The following is a 17,142-nucleotide window of genomic DNA, read 5'->3' on the forward strand; positions in this document are numbered from 1 at the left end:
GCGTAAAGTATTGCGTTGGTTGTCTGTGCTCGCGCCGCTGAGCCCTGCCCGTCCACAAATCCACCCCGAGCTCACGCTGCAGGGGCGCATTGTGGCTGTCGGCAATCAGCGGAGAGAGTCCTGTAAACCGTCCGGATAGATAACCGGACCCCTCGAAAAGTTAGCGGAGGATATGGCCAAGAAAGACGGAGTCATCGAGATCGAAGGCACTGTGGTCGAGGCTCTGCCCAACGCGTCGTTCCGTGTTGAGCTGAACAACGGTCACAAGGTGCTTGCCCACATCTCTGGGAAAATGCGCCAACACTACATCCGAATCCTTCCTGAGGACCGGGTCGTGGTGGAGCTGAGCCCGTATGACCTAACCCGAGGCCGGATCGTCTACCGCTACAAGTAGAAATTCGCGGCACCACGCACCGCGCGGATCGTTGTGATCTGCGGGGTGTTTGCTGCGTTATTCACCACCACTAGTACGCGAAGGAATGCGATGAAGGTCCAACCGAGCGTCAAGCAGATCTGCGACAACTGCAAGGTGATTCGCCGTAATGGCCGAGTCATGGTGATCTGCTCGAACCCCAGGCACAAGCAGCGCCAGGGCTGACGGGAGCGCTCCCGCCCACGCAAGTGGATTGACAGAACGGACACTGCAGCTAGCACCGCACGGTGCGGCAACCCCCGGCACGGAGGCCGGAGACCGAACGCAACATCTTGTTCGGGACGCAGTGTTCAAGACCTCCGGACAGTACAAGGAGAACCGCCAATATGGCTCGTCTCGCAGGCGTAGACCTCCCCCGCGAAAAGCGGCTGGAAATTGCGCTGACTTACATCTACGGCGTGGGTCGTACCCGTGCACTCGCAACCCTTGAGGCCACCGGCATCTCGGGTGACGTGCGCGTGAAGGATCTCACCGACGCTCAGCTCGTCGAGCTGCGCGACTACATCGAAGGCAACTACAAGGTCGAAGGCGATTTGCGCCGCGAGGTTGCCGCCGACATCCGCCGCAAGGTCGAAATCGGCAGCTACCAGGGTGTGCGTCACCGCCGTGGCCTTCCGGTCCACGGTCAGCGCACCAAGACCAACGCACGTACCCGCAAGGGTCCCAAGCGCACGGTCGCCGGCAAGAAGAAGTAATCGTGGTCGCCACCCAAGCCGGTGGCTGATCAACGTCGAAGATCTTTGTAGGAGAATTCATGGCTCAGAAAACTCGCGCGACGGCTGCTCGTAAGCCGCGTCGCAAGGTTAATAAGAACGTGACTCAGGGCCAGGCCCACATCAAGTCCACGTTCAACAACACCATCGTTTCCATCACCGACCCCTCCGGTGCCGTTCTGTCGTGGGCTTCCGCCGGCGGCATGGGCTTCAAGGGATCCCGTAAATCCACCCCGTTCGCCGCTCAGCAGGCCGCCGAGGCCGCAGCCAAGGGTGCTCAGGAGCACGGCATGCGCAAGGTTGACGTGTTCGTCAAAGGACCGGGTTCCGGACGTGAAACCGCTATCCGCGCACTGCAGGCCACCGGGCTCGAGGTTGGTTCCATTCAGGACGTCACCCCGTCCGCTCACAATGGTTGCCGTCCCCCCAAGCGCCGTCGCGTTTGATGCGTGCAGCGTGAGCACCGAACCCTCAGGGTTCGGTGCCCGCGCATCGACGCGGTGATCTCGCCTGATCTCCGCGCACCTCACCCCTTGTTTTCCACCACCTGCGTGCGTCATATGGCGGAGGCACGCTGAAAGGAAACATCAGTGCTCATCGCACAGCGCCCCACCCTCACCGAAGAGGTAGTGGCTGATAACCGCTCCCGGTTCGTGATCGAACCGCTCGAGCCCGGTTTCGGCTACACCCTCGGCAACTCCCTGCGCCGCACTCTCTTGTCCTCCATCCCCGGTGCCGCCGTGACCAGCATCCGCATTGACGGTGTGCTGCACGAGTTCTCCACCGTGGACGGTGTCAAGGAAGACGTCACCGAGCTGATCTTGAACATCAAGAAGCTCTCGCTCTCCTCCGAGGAGGACGAGCCCGTGACCGCGTGGCTGCGCAAGCAGGGACCCGGCGAAGTGACCGCCGCTGACATCTCGGCTCCGGCCGGTGTCGAGGTCCACAACCCGGAACTGCACATTGCCACCCTGAACTCCAAGGGCCAGCTGGAGATCGAACTGACGATCGAGCGCGGCCGCGGCTACGTTTCTGCTTCGCAGAACAAGTCAGCGGATGCCGAGATCGGTCGCGTTCCGGTCGACTCCATCTACTCCCCGGTGCTCAAGGTGACGTTCCGCGTGGAAGCCACCCGTGTGGAGCAGCGCACCGACTTCGACAAGCTCATCCTGGACGTGGAGACCAAGGAAGCCATCACCCCGCGTGATGCCGTTGCTTCCGCCGGTACCACCCTGGTCGAGTTGTTCGGTCTGGCTCGCGAGCTCAACACCACGGCTGAGGGTATCGAGATCGGCCCGTCTCCCACGGACGCTGCCGCTGCCGCTGACATGGCTCTGCCCATCGAGGATCTCGAACTGACGGTTCGTTCCTACAACTGCTTGAAGCGTGAGGGCATCCACAGCGTGGGTGAACTGGTTGCACGCTCTGAGGCAGACCTGATGGACATCCGTAACTTCGGCGCCAAGTCCATTGACGAGGTCAAGGCCAAGCTCCAGGAGCTCGGACTTGCTCTCAAGGACTCCCCGCCAGGTTACGACCTCGCCGCGCACGCAGCTTCGTTGGAGGACGAGGACGAGAACAACAACCCGTTCGACGTCGACCTCGACTGAAGTCTTACAACTTTCCCGTTTCTCACGAGGCAGCCTGCTAGCCACGCGAGAGACCGACCACCAGGAGACCTACTATGCCTACCCCTACCAAGGGACCCCGTCTCGGCGGCGGGCCTACCCACGAGCGCATGATGCTCTCGAACATGTCTCAGCAGCTGTTCGAGCACAAGCGCATCACCACCACGGTGACCAAGGCCAAGCGCCTTCGCCCGGTGGCCGAGCGTCTGATCACCTTCGCCAAGCGCGGTGACCTGGCTTCTCGCCGCCGTGTGATGCGTCAGCTCAACGACAAGTCCGTCGTGCACGAGCTGTTCACCGCCATTGCTCCGGCCATGGACGGCCGCGACGGTGGTTACACCCGTATCACGAAGATCGGTAACCGCAAGGGCGACAACGCCCCCATGGCCGTCATCGAGCTGGTCATGGAGCCCGTTGCTTCCAAGTCCACCGTTGCCGAGGCCGAGAAGGCCACCGAGAAGGCTGCTGCAGCCCCGGCTGCTCCGGTCGACACCCCGGCTGATACCACTGCCGAAGAGGTCAAGGCTCAGGAGATCCCCGCTGAAGAGCAGGCTCCCGAGACCCCTGAAGAGGCAGCTGAGGTCGCAGCCGAGAACCAGGACGCTGAGTTCGCCGGTTCACACGCACCGTTGGAGTCCGGCGAAGCCCCCGAGGGCTTCTCCATCAAGGGCAACAAGAACTCCATGAAGTACCACGTTCCCGGCTCCCGCTGGTACTCCGGTACCACCGCCGAGATCTGGTTCGATTCCCCGGCCAACGCCGAGGCCGCTGGTTTCCAGCCGGCCGGTGGCGCTGCCGCTCAGAAGATCTCCGAGTAAGCACGTAGCTGCTTGATCGACGCCGCCGCAGGTAACCTGCGGCGGCGTCGTCGTTTTTCGGGAGGTTATGAACATGTCGGGTGAGTTGGTTCGTCTGCGGATCGATTTGGCCTACGACGGCGCTCCGTTCAGCGGGTGGGCGGCGCAGCCTTCCCTGCCCACGGTGCAGGGAGCGGTGGAGGCCGCGCTCGAGCTGGTGCTGCGCCATCCGTTGCGCACCGTGGTGGCCGGTCGCACGGATACGGGTGTGCATGCTCGCCGTCAGACCGTTCACGTGGATGTTCCGGTCGATGCGTGGGAGACGGTGACGCGTGGCGCGGAGGTTGCCCCCGGGGCGGCTCTGGTGCGCAGGTTGAACGGTGCGCTCAATCGAGTGCTCGGTAAGGACCGGTCGGTTCTGGGTCTTCAACCAGCCCTCGGTGCCGTGGTGATTCACGACGCCGCTCTGGCACCCGCCGGTTTCGACGCTAGGTTCTCGGCGTTGTCGCGTAGCTATGCCTATCGCATCTCCGACGCCGCCAGCGGCCACGATCCGCTCACGCGTGGTTTTGCGTGGTGGGTCAATGAGGAGCTCGACGTCCCTGCCATGAATGCCGCAGTGACCGATCTACTGGGGCTGAACGACTTCCTGAGTTTCTGCAAGCCGCGGGAGGGCGCAACGACGATTCGCGAACTGCAATCCGCGTCGGTGGAACGGGATGCTTCGGGTCTTGTGACGGTGCGGCTGCAGGCGGACGCATTCTGCCACCACATGGTCCGCTCCGTGGTGGGCGCCGCAACACGGGTGGGCCAGGGGCGCTACGAACAGGACTGGTTGGGGGAGCGGTTGGAGGCGCGCGTGCGCGACGCTCGCGTGTTGCTCGCACCCCCGCACGGGTTGGTTCTGGAATCCGTCGAGTACCCCGCGGATCACGAACTGGCCGCCCGTGCGGAACAGACTCGGGCCAAGCGTCCGGAGGACTGAACCCCTGGTTACCGACTGGTTGAACGCGTAGTCTCGGTAGAAGAGCACTCATCTTTGCGGCTCTGACCCGGAGGCATTCATGACCAGCGCAACCTCAGAACGTCAGACGAGTCCCATCTGGGACGGGCCCATCGCCCCGAAAGTGGCGTGGGTGTGTGCCTTCCTTAGCCTGGCCGCCGTGAGTTTCGCCCTGCTGGGGTACTCCGCGGGCACCTGGCTCTCTTTCCCCCTCGGCCTGCTCGGGGCTATCGCCGGAGGAAACTCACGGCGCTTCCTTCCCATGATCCTGTGCATTATCGCGGCCTTGGTACTGCCCCTGGCGATGACCCTGACGGGATTCTGACCGCGATAGGTGGGAGCGCGCCGTCGGCGGACGTCGTGTGTGTGGAAACGCGGAGGATCCGTTAATTGGCGCGGATTTGAAGCTTCCGGTAACATTGATTGCTGTTGTGCGTGCCCGCCTCGGTCACGTGTACCCAAAGCGGTTGCTCATGTTGCAGAGCGCACGACCGATTGGTGCACCGGGTTGCGGGAGCGCGGATGCCGCCAGGCTCTCACCCTGGCCCCGAAGCACAGCGAAACAACCCGACACGGTCTCTCGTGTCATCAGTAGACAAACGAAGGCAGATCAACGTGCGTACGTACACTCCGAAGCCCGGTGACGTCCAGCGTCAGTGGCACGTCATCGACGCCACCGACGTAGTCCTGGGTCGTCTTGCCAGCCAGACCGCAACACTGCTGCGCGGGAAGCACAAGCCGACCTTCGCTCCCCACGTGGACATGGGCGATTTCGTCATCATCATCAACGCAGAAAAGGTCGCACTGACCGGCGCCAAGCTGGAACAGAAGCGTGCCTACCGCCACTCCGGTTACCCGGGCGGTCTCAAGTCCACCAACTACGCAGAGTTGCTGGAAAAGAACCCCACCCGTGCAGTGGAAAAGGCCATCAAGGGCATGCTGCCCAAGAACAAGCTGGCCGCTCAGCAGCTTTCCAAGCTGAAGGTCTACGCAGGCCCCGAGCACCCGCACTCGGCACAGCAGCCCAAGCCCTACGAATTCACCCAGGTCGCCCAGTAATTCGGGCCAACGAGAGCACAACAAGGAGAATCGTGGCTCAGAATACTGAAGAAGTAGAAGTTACCGAGATTGTCGAAGGTGCTGACGGCACCGAGGAGCTGAGCAGCTACACCTCGGAATCCACCGGCCCCGTCGAAGGTGGTGCCCCCGCTTCCGAGCGCGCACCCCTCACCGTTTCCGGTCAGGCTGTCGGCCGTCGCAAGCAGGCCATCGCCCGCGTGCGCCTGGTCCCCGGGTCCGGCAAGTGGATCGTCAACGGCCGCGAACTGGCCGAGTACTTCCCGAACAAGCTCCACCAGCAGGAAGTGAACGATCCGTTCCGTCTGCTGGACCTCGAAGGCGCTTACGACGTGACCGCTCGCATCTCCGGTGGTGGCCCCTCGGGCCAGGCCGGTGCCATGCGTCTCGGCATCGCCCGTGCACTGAACGAGATTGACTTGGAGCACAACCGCCCGGCACTCAAGAAGGCCGGCTTCCTGACTCGTGACGCCCGCGTCATCGAGCGCAAGAAGGCAGGCCTCAAGAAGGCCCGCAAGGCTCCGCAGTACTCCAAGCGCTAATCCAGCGTTTACGAACCGGGTCCCGCATTTCGGCTTTTGCCGAAGCGCGGGGCCCGCTTCGTTTTAAGTGTCGCTACAGCCCTTGCAGGCATCTCATGTTTCGGTAGAGCCCTTGCGCAGCTGTAGAAGGGTTCTAACGGCGCACAATGTGCGCGGCAAGGTTCTAATGGCACATATGGCGGTTTCGCGTCTCAAGTGGCCTAGCGCGTACGTGGTGGGGGAGCGGCGTCGGCGACTCGTGCCCGCGCAACCGGCCAACGCGACCCGAACAAGAAGCAAATGGGGCGTAAAATGGGACGCGGAGCACAGTGGCTCCGCACCCGAATCCACGAGAGGGCCCGGATGAGCACGCAAGCGGACCAGAACCAGAGCAAGACTTCGGCGAAGAAGGACCAGGACAAGAAGGCCGTCGCTGAGGAACTCGCCCAGGAAAAGGATGTCGTGACGAGCGAGATCGACCAGGAAGAGCACCACCGCATCTCCGTGGTCGAGGATTACGCGGCTGAGCTGGACGAGATTGCGGAACTCGGCCGCAAGCTCCACGACGATGCCGGACTGTCCCGCTCCGATGCGTGGAAGCGCGGCTACCCGTACGACGAGAAGATGAGCCGCAAGGAGTACGAGAAGACCAAGCGTGCTCTGCAGATCGAGCTCCTCAAACTTCAGCTCTGGATCAAGGAAACAGGTCAGAAGCTGCTGATCATTTTTGAAGGCCGCGATGCCGCGGGCAAGGGTGGTTCGATCAAGCGCTTCACCGAGCACCTCAACCCACGTGGTGCTCGCGTGGTGGCGCTCGAGAAGCCCACCGACATCGAGCAGACCCAGTGGTACTTCCAGCGTTACATCAAGCACCTGCCCTCCGGTGGCGAAATCGTGCTGATGGACCGTTCGTGGTACAACCGTGCCGGCGTGGAGCGCGTGATGGGTTACTGCACGTCGCAGCAGTATTACGAATTCATGCGTCAGGCCCCCGAGTTCGAGCGCATGCTGGTGAACTCAGACACCCACCTGATCAAGTTCTGGTTCTCGGTGACCCGTGCCGAGCAGTTGGCTCGTTTCCAGGCTCGTCGTACGGATCCCGTGCGTCAGTGGAAGCTGTCACCGACCGACGTGGCATCCCTGGACAAGTGGGATGACTACACGGAGGCCAAGGAAGCCATGTTCTTCTACACGGATACCGGGGACGCTCCCTGGACCGTGATCAAGTCCAACGACAAGAAGCGCGCCCGCCTGGAAGCCATGCGCCACGTCCTGTCCCAGTTCGACTACCCGAATAAGGACCACTCCGTAGTGGGCACGCCCGACCCCAAGATCGTGGGCGGTTCCAACGACGTCATGGACGACAACGGAGTCAACCCGGACGGGTTTCCGGTAGTCCGACCCGGCAACGACTAGTCGATGCGCTTCGCGGTTCTCGCGTGGCACGTCGTAGGATGACAGGCGATGTCTAGAATTTTTGGAACGGACGGCATTCGCGGACTCGCGAACGGCCTCCTCACAGCTGACCTTGCAATGGAGCTGTCTCAAGCAGCCGCGATCGTGTTGGGCCACGGGCACGCCAAGCCCGGCGTCCGACCTCGAGCCGTGGTCGCACGGGACGGTCGCGCGAGCGGCGAGTTCATCGGGGCGGCGGTCACCGCCGGTCTGGCGAGCTCCGGCGTGGACGTCTACGACGCCGGGGTGATTCCCACTCCGGCCACGGCGTACCTCGTGGCGGACATCGACGCCGATTTCGGTGTCATGATCTCCGCATCCCACAACCCCGCTCCGGACAACGGCATCAAGTTCCTTGCCCACGGGGGTAAGAAACTGCCGGACTCCATCGAGGACAAAATCCAGGAAGTCTACGAGAAGCGCGAGTTCCTGCGCCCCACGGGTGCTCAAGTCGGCCGCATCAACCGGCTCTCGGACGCCGAGGACCGCTACATCCTGCACCTGGTCGGCGCGATTCCGCAGCGTCTCGACGGTCTCACGGTGGTTCTGGACTGTGCCCACGGCGCGGCATCCGGTTCCTCGCCGGATGCCTTCCGCGACGCCGGTGCCAATATTCACGTGATCGGCGCCCAGCCGGACGGCCTCAACATCAATGACGGCGTGGGCTCCACCCACCTGGGGCCACTCAAGGAAGCGGTCATCAAGTACGGCGCGGATCTCGGCATCGCCCACGACGGCGACGCCGATCGCTGCCTGGCCGTGGACCACACCGGTACCGAGGTGGACGGCGACCAGATCATGTGCATCCTTGCAATGGCCATGAAGGACGCAGGCAAGCTCAACCAGGACACCCTGGTGGCCACGGTCATGAGCAACCTGGGTCTGCAGCTGGCACTCGAAGAGCAGGGCATCCGCCTGGAACGAGCAGCGGTGGGTGACCGGTACGTCCTGGAATCCATGGTCGCCAACGGTTACAACCTGGGTGGCGAGCAGTCGGGTCACGTGATCATGGCCGATTACGCCACGACCGGTGACGGTCTGCTGACCGGCCTGATGTTGGCTTCACGCGTTGCGCAGACCGGAATGCCGCTGTCCGAATTGGCCTCCGTCATGACCCGCATGCCGCAGACGATGATCAATGTGGCCAACGTGGACAAGGCCGCTGCCAAGACTCACCCCGAGGTACTTGCCGCAGTGGCGGAGACCGAGGAGCGCCTTGGCGGAGAAGGGCGTGTCCTATTGCGCCCGTCCGGTACCGAACCGGTGGTGCGTGTCATGGTCGAGGCCGCCAGTCACGAGCAGGCCCGACATGAAGCCGAGGCACTAGTGAAGATCGTGGAGCAGCACCTTCGCCTGAGCTGATCCGGTTCCGGTTCGCTTTTTAACTACTGAGGCCCCGCTTCCTTCTGGAAGCGGGGCCTCAGCAGTAGTCGGGATAGTTGGAAAGAATTACAGGGTCTTGGAACCGGGGCCGTCCACGGTGCCACCCTTGCCTGCAACCAGTGCGTCGCGGATTTCAGTGAGCAGCAGGGTGTTGGGATCGGCTTCCTCGGCGGCGGGGTCGATGCCCAGGCGACGGTTGCGAGCCTCGATCATCTTGTTCATCGGCAGGACGATGGCGAAGTAGACAGCGGCTGCGATCAGCAGGAAGTTGACGATGGCGGTCAGCAGGACACCGAACTTGATGTCGTTGCCGTTGAAGGTGACCAGCGCGAAATTGTCGAAGTTGGGAGAGCCCACAATGCCGGAGATGGCGGGCATGAGGACGGATTCAACCAGAGCGTTGACGATCTGGCCGAAGGCAGCGCCGATGATGACGGCGACGGCAAGGTCGAGGACATTGCCCTTCATGATGAATTCTTTGAAACCATTAAGCATGGCGATAGATTACCCAGACCGCTGGCCAACAGGAAACAAAAAAGAGCAAAGTTATCCAACATCACACTTAAATTAGAAAGCTACCTTGCTAATTCCCGCATTATTGGTATACGCACTAGTGACAAGTCATGAATTAGTCATCGAAAGGTATCAATTCTTTCGAAGTAGCACGCGTCTGGTCTTGTGATCTTGGTCCTTGGAAAGTATGAGTCGCGCCCGTCCCCGGGTAGGGCGAACATTCTGTTCCAAGTTGGGTTCGTTGATGCGTCGCCAAATATCCGTGGCCACTTCTACGGCCTCGGCGTCCGTGAGGTTGGCGTAGCGGTGGAAGTAGGACTGAGGATTCGCGAACGCTGAGCTGCGCAACGCCTGGAATCGCTCAACGTACCAGTGCTCGATGTCACTGGTGCGTGCGTCCACGTAAATACTGAAGTCGAAGAAGTCGCTCAGTGCCAGGGCCGCACGGTTTCCCGGGCTCAGCTTGGCGGGCGCGAGCACGTTCAGGCCTTCCACGATCACGACGTCGGGTTTGGTCACCACGATCTCCTCGTCCGGGAGGATGTCGTAGGTGGTGTGTGAGTATTTGGGCGCCCGCACCTCGGGTGCGCCGGATTTGATCTCGGACATGAAACGCAACAGCGCACGGCGATCGTAGGACTCCGGGAACCCCTTGCGATCCATGAGCCCGCGACGGACCAGCTCCGCATTCGGGTAGAGGAACCCGTCCGTGGTAACCAATTGGACGTTGGGGGTGGACGGCCAGCGCGAGAGCATTTCACGCAACAAGCGCGCAGTCGTCGATTTACCGGCCGCCACGGAACCCGCGATGCCAATGACGAAAGGGGTTCGTGCGTGATCCTCACCCAGGAAGGCGTTGGTCTCCGAGTTGAGGTGATTCGCGGAGGCGTCATAGAGCGTGAGCAAACGGGAAAGGGGGAGGTAGACCTCACGCACCTCATCCACATCCAGGCGGTCACCAAGACCGCGCAGGTTCTCGATTTCCTGCGCGGTAAGGGGCACGTCTATTTCGTGCGACAAGCGCGACCACGTCTGTCGGTCCAGCTCCACAAACGGGGATGCGCGATGAGTCAGTGACTGTGTGCTCATGTTCAGACCAGTCTATGGCCGGTGGTGTGGCAGGTAACAGCAGTGACGCGGGTGGTTTCCGGTAGAGTTCTCCGCATGTGTGGAATTGTGGGCTATGTAGGATCCCCGGACGTCAAAGCCGGTGGACACAACGCGTTGGACGTGATTCTCGAGGGTTTGCGTCGCCTCGAATACCGTGGATATGACTCCGCCGGCGTCGCTGTCATCGCGGACGGCAAAGTGGATTACCGCAAGAAGGCTGGCAAGCTGACCAACCTTCTGGCCGAGCTGGAGGCCGATCCGCTGCCGGATTCCCAGATCGGCATCGGTCATACCCGGTGGGCCACCCACGGTGGACCGTCGGACGTCAACGCGCACCCGCACGTGGTGGACGGCGGCAAGCTCGCCATGATCCACAACGGCATCATCGAGAACTTCAATGAAATCAAGCGTGAGCTGGCCGCCGAGGGCGAGACTTTCGTGTCCGAGACCGACACCGAGGTCGCCGCGGTGCTGTTGGCTCGCACCTACAACGCGCAGCCCGCCGACTCCAAGGACCTGACCGTGGCCATGCAGGACACGAGCCGTCGTCTGGAAGGCGCGTTCACCCTGCTGGCTGTGCATGCCGATCACCCGGACCGCGTGGTGGCATCCCGCCGTAACTCCCCGTTGGTCATCGGCCTGGGCGAGGGCGAGAACTTCCTGGGCTCTGACGTCTCCGGTTTCATCGACTACACCAAGAAGGCTGTGGAGATGGGGCAGGACCAAATCGTCACCATCACCGCCGATGACTACAAGATCGTGGACTTCAACGGCAACCCGGCGGAGGGTAAGCCCTTTGACATCAAATGGGATGCCGCCGCAGCGGAGAAGGACGGCTACCCGTCCTTCATGGAGAAGGAGATCCACGATCAGCCTTCCGCCGTGGAGCAGACCCTGTTGGGCCGCCTGGACGAGTCCGGTCGCTTGACCCTGGACGAAATCAAGATTGACGAAACCGTTCTGCGCTCGATCGACAAGATCGTGGTGATCGCCTGCGGCACGGCGTCCTACGCCGGTCAGGTCGCTCGTTACGCCATTGAGCACTGGTGCCGGATTCCCACCGAAGTGGAATTGGCCCACGAGTTCCGTTACCGCGACCCCATTGTCAATGAGAAGACCCTGGTCGTGGCCGTGTCCCAGTCCGGAGAGACCATGGATACCCTCATGGCCGTGCGGCACGCGCAGGAACAGGGCGCCAAGGTGGTTGCCATTTGCAACACCAACGGTTCCACGATTCCCCGCGAAGCGGACGCCGTGCTCTACACGCACGCCGGTCCCGAGATCGCAGTGGCCTCCACCAAGGCGTTCCTTGCGCAGATCACCGCGGCCTACTTGTTAGGGCTGTACCTGGCACAGCTGCGCGGCAACAAGTTCAAGGACGAGATCGCCACCATGCTCACCGAGCTGGAGGCCATGCCCGCCAAGATCCAGCGTGTGCTCGACGAGATCGAGGGCGACGTCAAGGATCTGGCACAGGCCATGAAGGACGCGTCGTCCGTGCTGTTCCTGGGCCGTCACGTGGGATTCCCCGTGGCCATGGAGGGTGCGCTCAAGCTCAAGGAGATTGCGTACATTCACGCCGAGGGCTTTGCCGCCGGTGAACTCAAGCACGGCCCCATCGCTCTGATCGATGAGGGCCAGCCCGTGTTCGTGATCGTTCCCTCTCCCAAGGGCCGCGATTCGCTGCACGCTAAGGTGGTCTCCAACATTCAGGAGATCCGCGCTCGCGGTGCCGTGACGATCGTGATTGCGGAAGAAGGTGACGAGGCCGTCAAGGACTTCGCCAATCACATCTTCTACGTGCCCGAGGCACCCACGCTGCTCCAGCCGTTGCTGGCCACCGTGCCGTTGCAGATTTTCGCTGCGGAGCTTTCCACGGCCAAGGGCTACGACGTGGACCAGCCGCGTAACCTCGCCAAGTCCGTGACCGTCGAGTAAGACTCTCGTCCCACGCATCGCCGACGGCGGGTGCCCACCGAATTTTCGGTGGGCACCCGCCGTCGTTATTCGTGTCCGCACCCGCGGGTAGGCTGGCGGGCATGATCGTGGGAACGGGCGTGGACATCGTGGACGTGGAACGGTTCAAGAGGCAGCTGGAGCGGACGCCTCGGTTGCGGGAACGCTTGTTCGTGGAACACGAGCGCGACCTTTCCCTGAACTCGCTCGCCGCGCGGTTCGCCGTCAAGGAAGCCGCGGCCAAGGCGCTGCTGGCTCCGCCCGGAATGATCTGGCAGGACTGCTGGATCACCAATGACGAACACGGTGCGCCCCGTTTACACACCACGGGTACGGTGGCAGAAGTGGCCGAACGCCGGGGCGTGGAGTCGTGGCACGTGACGATTTCCCATGACGGCGGGATGGCCGTGGCATTCGTTGTGGCCGAAGGATCGGGAGGTCCCAGAAGTGATTGACGCATACACCGGCGCCAGCGTACGCGCTGCCGAACAACCCCTGCTCGATGCGGGGTACGGGGACATCCTGATGCGCCGAGCCGCACTGGGGCTGTCCCGGGTCTGCGAAACACATCTACGCCGCGCCAATCGCAAGGGCTTGCTGTCCGGCACCACAGCCATCATCCTGGTGGGCTCCGGCAACAACGGTGGAGACGGTTTATGGGCGGGATCGTTCCTACGCCGTGCGGGCGTGATGGTGACTGCAATTCTGACCGGGTCCAAGGCTCATCCGCAGGGGCTCAAGGCACTGCGCGCGCTGGGCGGATCCGTGGTTCGACTCGAAGGGCAGGACGAGGCAAGCGACCCGAATGCGGAGCCCGATGCATCGATCGCCGGATTTCACACCGTGGATCGTGGTCAGGCCCTGTCCAAACTGACGTCCGCGCACCTCGTGGTTGACGCCGTGCTCGGCACCGGCGCCTCGGGCGGTCTGCGGGGCGAGGTCGCTGCACTCGTTCAGGATTTCAACGCCTTTCAACGCACCAGCCCCACGGGTCCTCGCATCGTCGCGTGCGACGTGGTGTCCGGTGTGGATGCCGATACCGGGGAGGCTCCCGAGCCGGTGTTGAAGGCTCACGCCACCGTGACGTTCGGCGCGGCCAAGGTGGCCCACGTGGTGGCTCCGGGGGAGCAGGTCTCCGGTCAGCTGACGGTCATACCCATTGGGATTGAGGAGCGCTTGGAAGACCCCTCGGTCTTCCGGCTCGAAGCCAGGGACATTCTCAAGGCTTGGCCCCGTCCCACTCCCACGGACACCAAGTACACGCGCGGGGTGCTGGGTGTGGTGGCGGGTACCCCGAGTTATCCGGGTGCGGCCATCATGTCCACCAACGCCGCGGTGAACTCCGGCGCGGGCATGATTCGTTTCCTGGGTGACGCCACCACCCGCGGCATGGTGTTGGCCCAGAGCCCCGAGGTTGTGTGTTCGGACGATCAGCCCTGGGACGTGCACGTCCAGGCATGGCTGGCGGGACCCGGTGTCGCGGACGATGAAAGCCAATCCGCACGCGTTCAGGCCGTGATCGAGTCCCCGGAGCCCGCCGTTCTCGATGCCGGTGCCCTCACCCCAGCGGCACAGGCTGTCGCGGACGGGCGGCTCGGGGCTCAGAAGATTCTGACCCCGCATGCGGGGGAATTGGAGCAGGTCTTCGAATGGCTCAAAGGGTTCGGTGTCACGGATGATGCCCCGGACCGCGACCGCATCGAAGCAGCACCCGTTCATTGGGCACGCGAGGCGGCGCGGCTGACCGGTGCCACGGTTCTTCTCAAGGGCGCCACCACCATCATCGCGTCACCCGGCTCCGACGAGGACGGGGTCGAGCAAGTGTGCTTGAGCATCGGGCAAGCCAGTCCATGGCTGGCCACTGCGGGTTCGGGCGACACGCTCGCCGGAATTCTGGGCACCGTGGTGGCTCACGTGGCCGAGCACCCGGATGCCCTCCGCAACCTGGGCGCGTGGGCCCGCGAGGACGGCCGTTGGGCCGCCGCAGCCGCCCTCGGAGCCGGTGTGCACGCGCTCGCCTCGCGCGTGGACGGAGAGGGCCCGGTGCCTCCCACGGTGTTGGCGGCCAACGTGCGCAAGGTATTACGCACAACGCGACAGTAAGTACCCGCTATTCTTGGGTGTTGGCCAATGACGTCCCAACGCGCCCGCGCGTACGCAACGTCGTTCGCCATGACATCAATCTCTAGGAGACAACCCCATGGAAGTTTGGCCCGGTCACGCCTATCCGTTAGGCGCCACGTTCGACGGCACAGGCACCAATTTCGCCCTCTTCTCGGAAGTGGCCGAAAAAGTGGAGCTGTGCCTGTTCGACGAGGACGGCCAGGAAACCCGCGTGGACGTCACCGCCGTGGACAGCTACGTGTGGCATTGCTACCTCCCCCAGGTGCAGCCCGGTCAGCGCTACGGCTATCGCGTGCACGGCCCGTGGGATCCTTCCCAGGGTCTGCGCTGCAATCCCAACAAATTGTTGCTCGACCCTTATGCCAAGGCCGTCGAAGGCGGCATGGACTGGGACGAGTCCATGTTCTCTTACCACTTTGGCGATGAGGACTCCTACAACGATCAGGACTCCGCCGAGCACATGATGAAGGGCGTGGTGATCAACCCGTTCTTCGACTGGGAGGGTGACCGCACCCCGCACACCCCGTACCACAAGTCCGTGATCTACGAAGCCCACGTCAAGGGCCTGACCATGCAGCACCCGGACGTTCCGGATGAGCAGCGCGGCACGTACGCGGGCGTGGCACACCCCTCGGTCATCGAACACCTGCAGAAGCTCGGCGTGACCGCCATTGAGCTCATGCCCGTGCACCAGTTCGTGCAGGACTCCACGCTGTTGGATCAGGGTCTGCGTAACTACTGGGGTTACAACACCATTGCGTTCTTCGCCCCCCACAACGAGTACAGCTCGGCCTCTCACCTGGGCAGCCAGGTGCAGGAGTTCAAGGCCATGGTGCGGGCACTGCACCAGGCCGACATCGAAGTGATCCTGGACGTGGTCTACAACCACACCGCCGAGGGCAACCACATGGGTCCCACGCTGTCCATGAAGGGCATCGACAACAACGCGTACTACCGCACCGTTGACGACGACCACAAGTTCTACATGGACTACACCGGCACCGGTAACTCCTTGAACGTGCGCCACCCGCACTCGTTGCAGCTGATCATGGATTCGCTGCGTTACTGGGTGACCGAGATGCACGTGGACGGTTTCCGCTTCGACCTGGCCGCGACCCTGGCCCGTGAGTTCTACGATGTGGACAAGCTCTCCACGTTCTTCGAGCTCGTGCAGCAGGACCCGATTGTTTCGCAGGTCAAGCTCATTGCCGAGCCGTGGGACATCGGCCCCGGCGGCTACCAGGTGGGTAACTTCCCGCCGCAGTGGACCGAGTGGAACGGTAAGTACCGCGACACCGTGCGTGACTTCTGGCGCGGTGAGCCCGCAACCCTGGGCGAGTTCGCCTCCCGTATCACCGGTTCCGCGGATCTTTACGAGAACAGTGGCCGCCGTCCGTTCGCGTCCGTCAACTTTGTGACCGCTCACGATGGCTTCACACTGCGCGATCTCGTGTCCTACAACGAGAAGCACAACGATGCCAACGGCGAGGGCAACAATGACGGCGAGTCCCACAACCGTTCCTGGAATTGCGGTGAGGAGGGCCCCACGGACGATCCCAATGTCTTGGCCTTGCGCGCCCGCCAGCAGCGCAACTTCCTGACCACGTTGCTGTTGTCCCAGGGCACGCCCATGCTGCTGCACGGCGACGAGCTGGGCCGCACTCAGGACGGCAACAACAACACGTACTGTCAGGACAACGAGCTGTCATGGATCAACTGGGAGCGCATGGACGGCCCGTTGATCGAGTTCACCGCAGCGATCACGCACCTGCGCCAGAACCACCCCACGTTCCGCCGTTCGCAGTTCTTCGACGGTCGCCCCGTGGACATGGGTGAGCGCTCGGACGAAGATCCCATGCCGGACATTGCGTGGCTCAACGCTGACGGCACCCCCATGGTGCCGAAGGACTGGGACGAACCGCTGACCCGCTCCATGGGTATGTGGCTCAACGGTCAGGGCATTGCGGGCGAGGATATGCGCGGCCGCCAGATCGTGGACGTCAACTTCATCGTCTACTTCAACTCGGCTCCCGAGGAAGTAGAGTTCACGTTGCCCGCAGCCAACTACGGCGAGAAGTGGGAAGAGATCCTGGACACGGCCGGCGAGCACGGTGACGGCGAGATCCGTGATCACTCCACGCAGATCACGCTGGCCGGTAAGTCCACCGTGGTCCTGCGCGCGTGGGAAGCTCCCGAGGAAGAGCCGGACGCGTCCGTGGCCGCTTCGGTGGCCGCTTACGCCCAAGCACCCCAGGCTCAGTAGCAATTCGCAGAGTGAGCGCGCCCTGACCGAGGGCGCGCCGGACACAACCGCCGACGCCGCCCGGTACCGGGCGGCGTCGGCGGTTGCGTTAACGGTCGCGCACCCTGTCCACGACTCGTTCTCGCTCGTGGCGGAGTGGCTGGCATTGCGGGGCGTGAGCGACAAG

At 62.9% G+C, this 17,142-nt stretch carries 18 protein-coding genes; 16 read left to right on the forward strand and 2 right to left on the reverse strand.

Annotated features, from left to right (window positions below; all coding sequences use genetic code 11):
- Positions 1-172 precede the first annotated feature (172 nt).
- The 12 genes from infA (at position 173) to glmM (ending at position 8,989) form a co-directional block, all read left to right on the forward strand.
- A complete protein-coding gene (gene infA, locus EWV37_RS13095; RefSeq protein ID WP_016997072.1) occupies positions 173-394 on the forward strand; it encodes a translation initiation factor IF-1 in 222 nt (73 codons plus the stop codon).
- A 90-nt stretch (positions 395-484) separates the two neighbouring features.
- Positions 485-598 carry a 50S ribosomal protein L36 gene (rpmJ, locus tag EWV37_RS13100; protein WP_016997073.1) on the forward strand — a complete coding sequence of 38 codons (114 nt, stop codon included), beginning with the start codon at positions 485-487 and terminating at the stop codon, positions 596-598.
- A gap of 161 nt (positions 599-759) precedes the next feature.
- The gene (gene rpsM / locus EWV37_RS13105) at positions 760-1,128 is read left to right on the forward strand and encodes a 30S ribosomal protein S13 (RefSeq protein ID WP_095796597.1); all 369 of its coding nucleotides are present in this window, start codon (positions 760-762) and stop codon (positions 1,126-1,128) included.
- Between the two features lie 59 nt (positions 1,129-1,187).
- The gene (gene rpsK / locus EWV37_RS13110; protein ID WP_012397714.1) at positions 1,188-1,592 is read left to right on the forward strand and encodes a 30S ribosomal protein S11; all 405 of its coding nucleotides are present in this window, start codon (positions 1,188-1,190) and stop codon (positions 1,590-1,592) included.
- 144 nt (positions 1,593-1,736) lie between these two features.
- A complete protein-coding gene (locus EWV37_RS13115) occupies positions 1,737-2,756 on the forward strand; it encodes a DNA-directed RNA polymerase subunit alpha (RefSeq protein ID WP_095796598.1) in 1,020 nt (339 codons plus the stop codon).
- 74 nt (positions 2,757-2,830) lie between these two features.
- Positions 2,831-3,592, forward strand: a complete 762-nt coding sequence (gene rplQ / locus EWV37_RS13120) for a 50S ribosomal protein L17, sunset domain variant (protein ID WP_129702099.1) — start codon at positions 2,831-2,833, stop codon at positions 3,590-3,592.
- Between the two features lie 67 nt (positions 3,593-3,659).
- Positions 3,660-4,556 (forward strand): tRNA pseudouridine synthase A, encoded by an 897-nt coding sequence (locus EWV37_RS13125; protein ID WP_129702101.1) that lies wholly within the window; start codon positions 3,660-3,662, stop codon positions 4,554-4,556.
- Positions 4,557-4,635: 79 nt separating this feature from the next.
- Positions 4,636-4,899 (forward strand): hypothetical protein, encoded by a 264-nt coding sequence (locus tag EWV37_RS13130; RefSeq protein WP_129702103.1) that lies wholly within the window; start codon positions 4,636-4,638, stop codon positions 4,897-4,899.
- Positions 4,900-5,189: 290 nt separating this feature from the next.
- On the forward strand, positions 5,190-5,633 hold the full coding sequence (gene rplM / locus EWV37_RS13135; protein ID WP_016997080.1) for a 50S ribosomal protein L13: 444 nt from the start codon (positions 5,190-5,192) through the stop codon (positions 5,631-5,633).
- Between the two features lie 32 nt (positions 5,634-5,665).
- Positions 5,666-6,193: a 30S ribosomal protein S9 gene (gene rpsI, locus EWV37_RS13140; protein ID WP_016997081.1), complete on the forward strand. Its 528-nt coding sequence runs from the start codon at positions 5,666-5,668 to the stop codon at positions 6,191-6,193.
- 342 nt (positions 6,194-6,535) lie between these two features.
- A complete protein-coding gene (gene ppk2, locus EWV37_RS13145; protein WP_202976221.1) occupies positions 6,536-7,588 on the forward strand; it encodes a polyphosphate kinase 2 in 1,053 nt (350 codons plus the stop codon).
- A 48-nt stretch (positions 7,589-7,636) separates the two neighbouring features.
- Positions 7,637-8,989: a phosphoglucosamine mutase gene (gene glmM / locus EWV37_RS13150; RefSeq protein WP_095796601.1), complete on the forward strand. Its 1,353-nt coding sequence runs from the start codon at positions 7,637-7,639 to the stop codon at positions 8,987-8,989.
- An 87-nt stretch (positions 8,990-9,076) separates the two neighbouring features.
- Here the strand turns inward: glmM and mscL are convergent, their stop codons facing one another.
- Entirely contained in the window at positions 9,077-9,505 is a 429-nt protein-coding gene (mscL, locus tag EWV37_RS13155; RefSeq protein ID WP_095796602.1) for a large conductance mechanosensitive channel protein MscL, read from the reverse strand.
- A gap of 150 nt (positions 9,506-9,655) precedes the next feature.
- Complete coding sequence (coaA, locus tag EWV37_RS13160; RefSeq protein WP_095796603.1) at positions 9,656-10,612, reverse strand: type I pantothenate kinase; 957 nt, start codon at positions 10,610-10,612, stop codon at positions 9,656-9,658.
- A 75-nt stretch (positions 10,613-10,687) separates the two neighbouring features.
- Here coaA and glmS point away from each other — a divergent pair, with 75 nt between their 5' ends.
- The 4 genes from glmS (at position 10,688) to glgX (ending at position 16,976) form a co-directional block, all read left to right on the forward strand.
- On the forward strand, positions 10,688-12,571 hold the full coding sequence (glmS, locus tag EWV37_RS13165) for a glutamine--fructose-6-phosphate transaminase (isomerizing) (protein WP_129702105.1): 1,884 nt from the start codon (positions 10,688-10,690) through the stop codon (positions 12,569-12,571).
- A gap of 101 nt (positions 12,572-12,672) precedes the next feature.
- Positions 12,673-13,044: a holo-ACP synthase gene (locus EWV37_RS13170; protein WP_095796605.1), complete on the forward strand. Its 372-nt coding sequence runs from the start codon at positions 12,673-12,675 to the stop codon at positions 13,042-13,044.
- A complete protein-coding gene (locus EWV37_RS13175; protein WP_095796606.1) occupies positions 13,037-14,692 on the forward strand; it encodes an NAD(P)H-hydrate epimerase in 1,656 nt (551 codons plus the stop codon). Before EWV37_RS13170 ends, EWV37_RS13175 begins: the two co-directional genes overlap by 8 nt.
- A 97-nt stretch (positions 14,693-14,789) precedes the next feature.
- Entirely contained in the window at positions 14,790-16,976 is a 2,187-nt protein-coding gene (glgX, locus tag EWV37_RS13180; RefSeq protein WP_095796607.1) for a glycogen debranching protein GlgX, read from the forward strand.
- The last annotated feature ends 166 nt before the right edge of the window (positions 16,977-17,142 follow it).

Origin of the sequence: Kocuria carniphila, assembly GCF_004136555.1 — a bacterium.
Lineage (GTDB): Bacteria > Actinomycetota > Actinomycetes > Actinomycetales > Micrococcaceae > Kocuria > Kocuria carniphila.

What these genes read in the sequence shown, in the direction of transcription:
- rpsK (WP_012397714.1), top strand. Translation starts at nt 1,188, where the DNA reads ATGGCTCAGAAAACTCGCGCGACGGCTGCTCGTAAGCCGCGTCGCAAG.
- rplQ (WP_129702099.1), top strand. Translation starts at nt 2,831, where the DNA reads ATGCCTACCCCTACCAAGGGACCCCGTCTCGGCGGCGGGCCTACCCAC.
- glgX (WP_095796607.1), top strand. Translation starts at nt 14,790, where the DNA reads ATGGAAGTTTGGCCCGGTCACGCCTATCCGTTAGGCGCCACGTTCGAC.
- glmS (WP_129702105.1), top strand. Translation starts at nt 10,688, where the DNA reads ATGTGTGGAATTGTGGGCTATGTAGGATCCCCGGACGTCAAAGCCGGT.
- infA (WP_016997072.1), top strand. Translation starts at nt 173, where the DNA reads ATGGCCAAGAAAGACGGAGTCATCGAGATCGAAGGCACTGTGGTCGAG.
- coaA (WP_095796603.1), bottom strand. Translation starts at nt 10,612, where the DNA reads ATGAGCACACAGTCACTGACTCATCGCGCATCCCCGTTTGTGGAGCTG.
- rpsM (WP_095796597.1), top strand. Translation starts at nt 760, where the DNA reads ATGGCTCGTCTCGCAGGCGTAGACCTCCCCCGCGAAAAGCGGCTGGAA.
- ppk2 (WP_202976221.1), top strand. Translation starts at nt 6,536, where the DNA reads ATGAGCACGCAAGCGGACCAGAACCAGAGCAAGACTTCGGCGAAGAAG.
- glmM (WP_095796601.1), top strand. Translation starts at nt 7,637, where the DNA reads ATGTCTAGAATTTTTGGAACGGACGGCATTCGCGGACTCGCGAACGGC.
- mscL (WP_095796602.1), bottom strand. Translation starts at nt 9,505, where the DNA reads ATGCTTAATGGTTTCAAAGAATTCATCATGAAGGGCAATGTCCTCGAC.
- EWV37_RS13125 (WP_129702101.1), top strand. Translation starts at nt 3,660, where the DNA reads ATGAACATGTCGGGTGAGTTGGTTCGTCTGCGGATCGATTTGGCCTAC.
- EWV37_RS13170 (WP_095796605.1), top strand. Translation starts at nt 12,673, where the DNA reads ATGATCGTGGGAACGGGCGTGGACATCGTGGACGTGGAACGGTTCAAG.
- EWV37_RS13130 (WP_129702103.1), top strand. Translation starts at nt 4,636, where the DNA reads ATGACCAGCGCAACCTCAGAACGTCAGACGAGTCCCATCTGGGACGGG.
- rpmJ (WP_016997073.1), top strand. Translation starts at nt 485, where the DNA reads ATGAAGGTCCAACCGAGCGTCAAGCAGATCTGCGACAACTGCAAGGTG.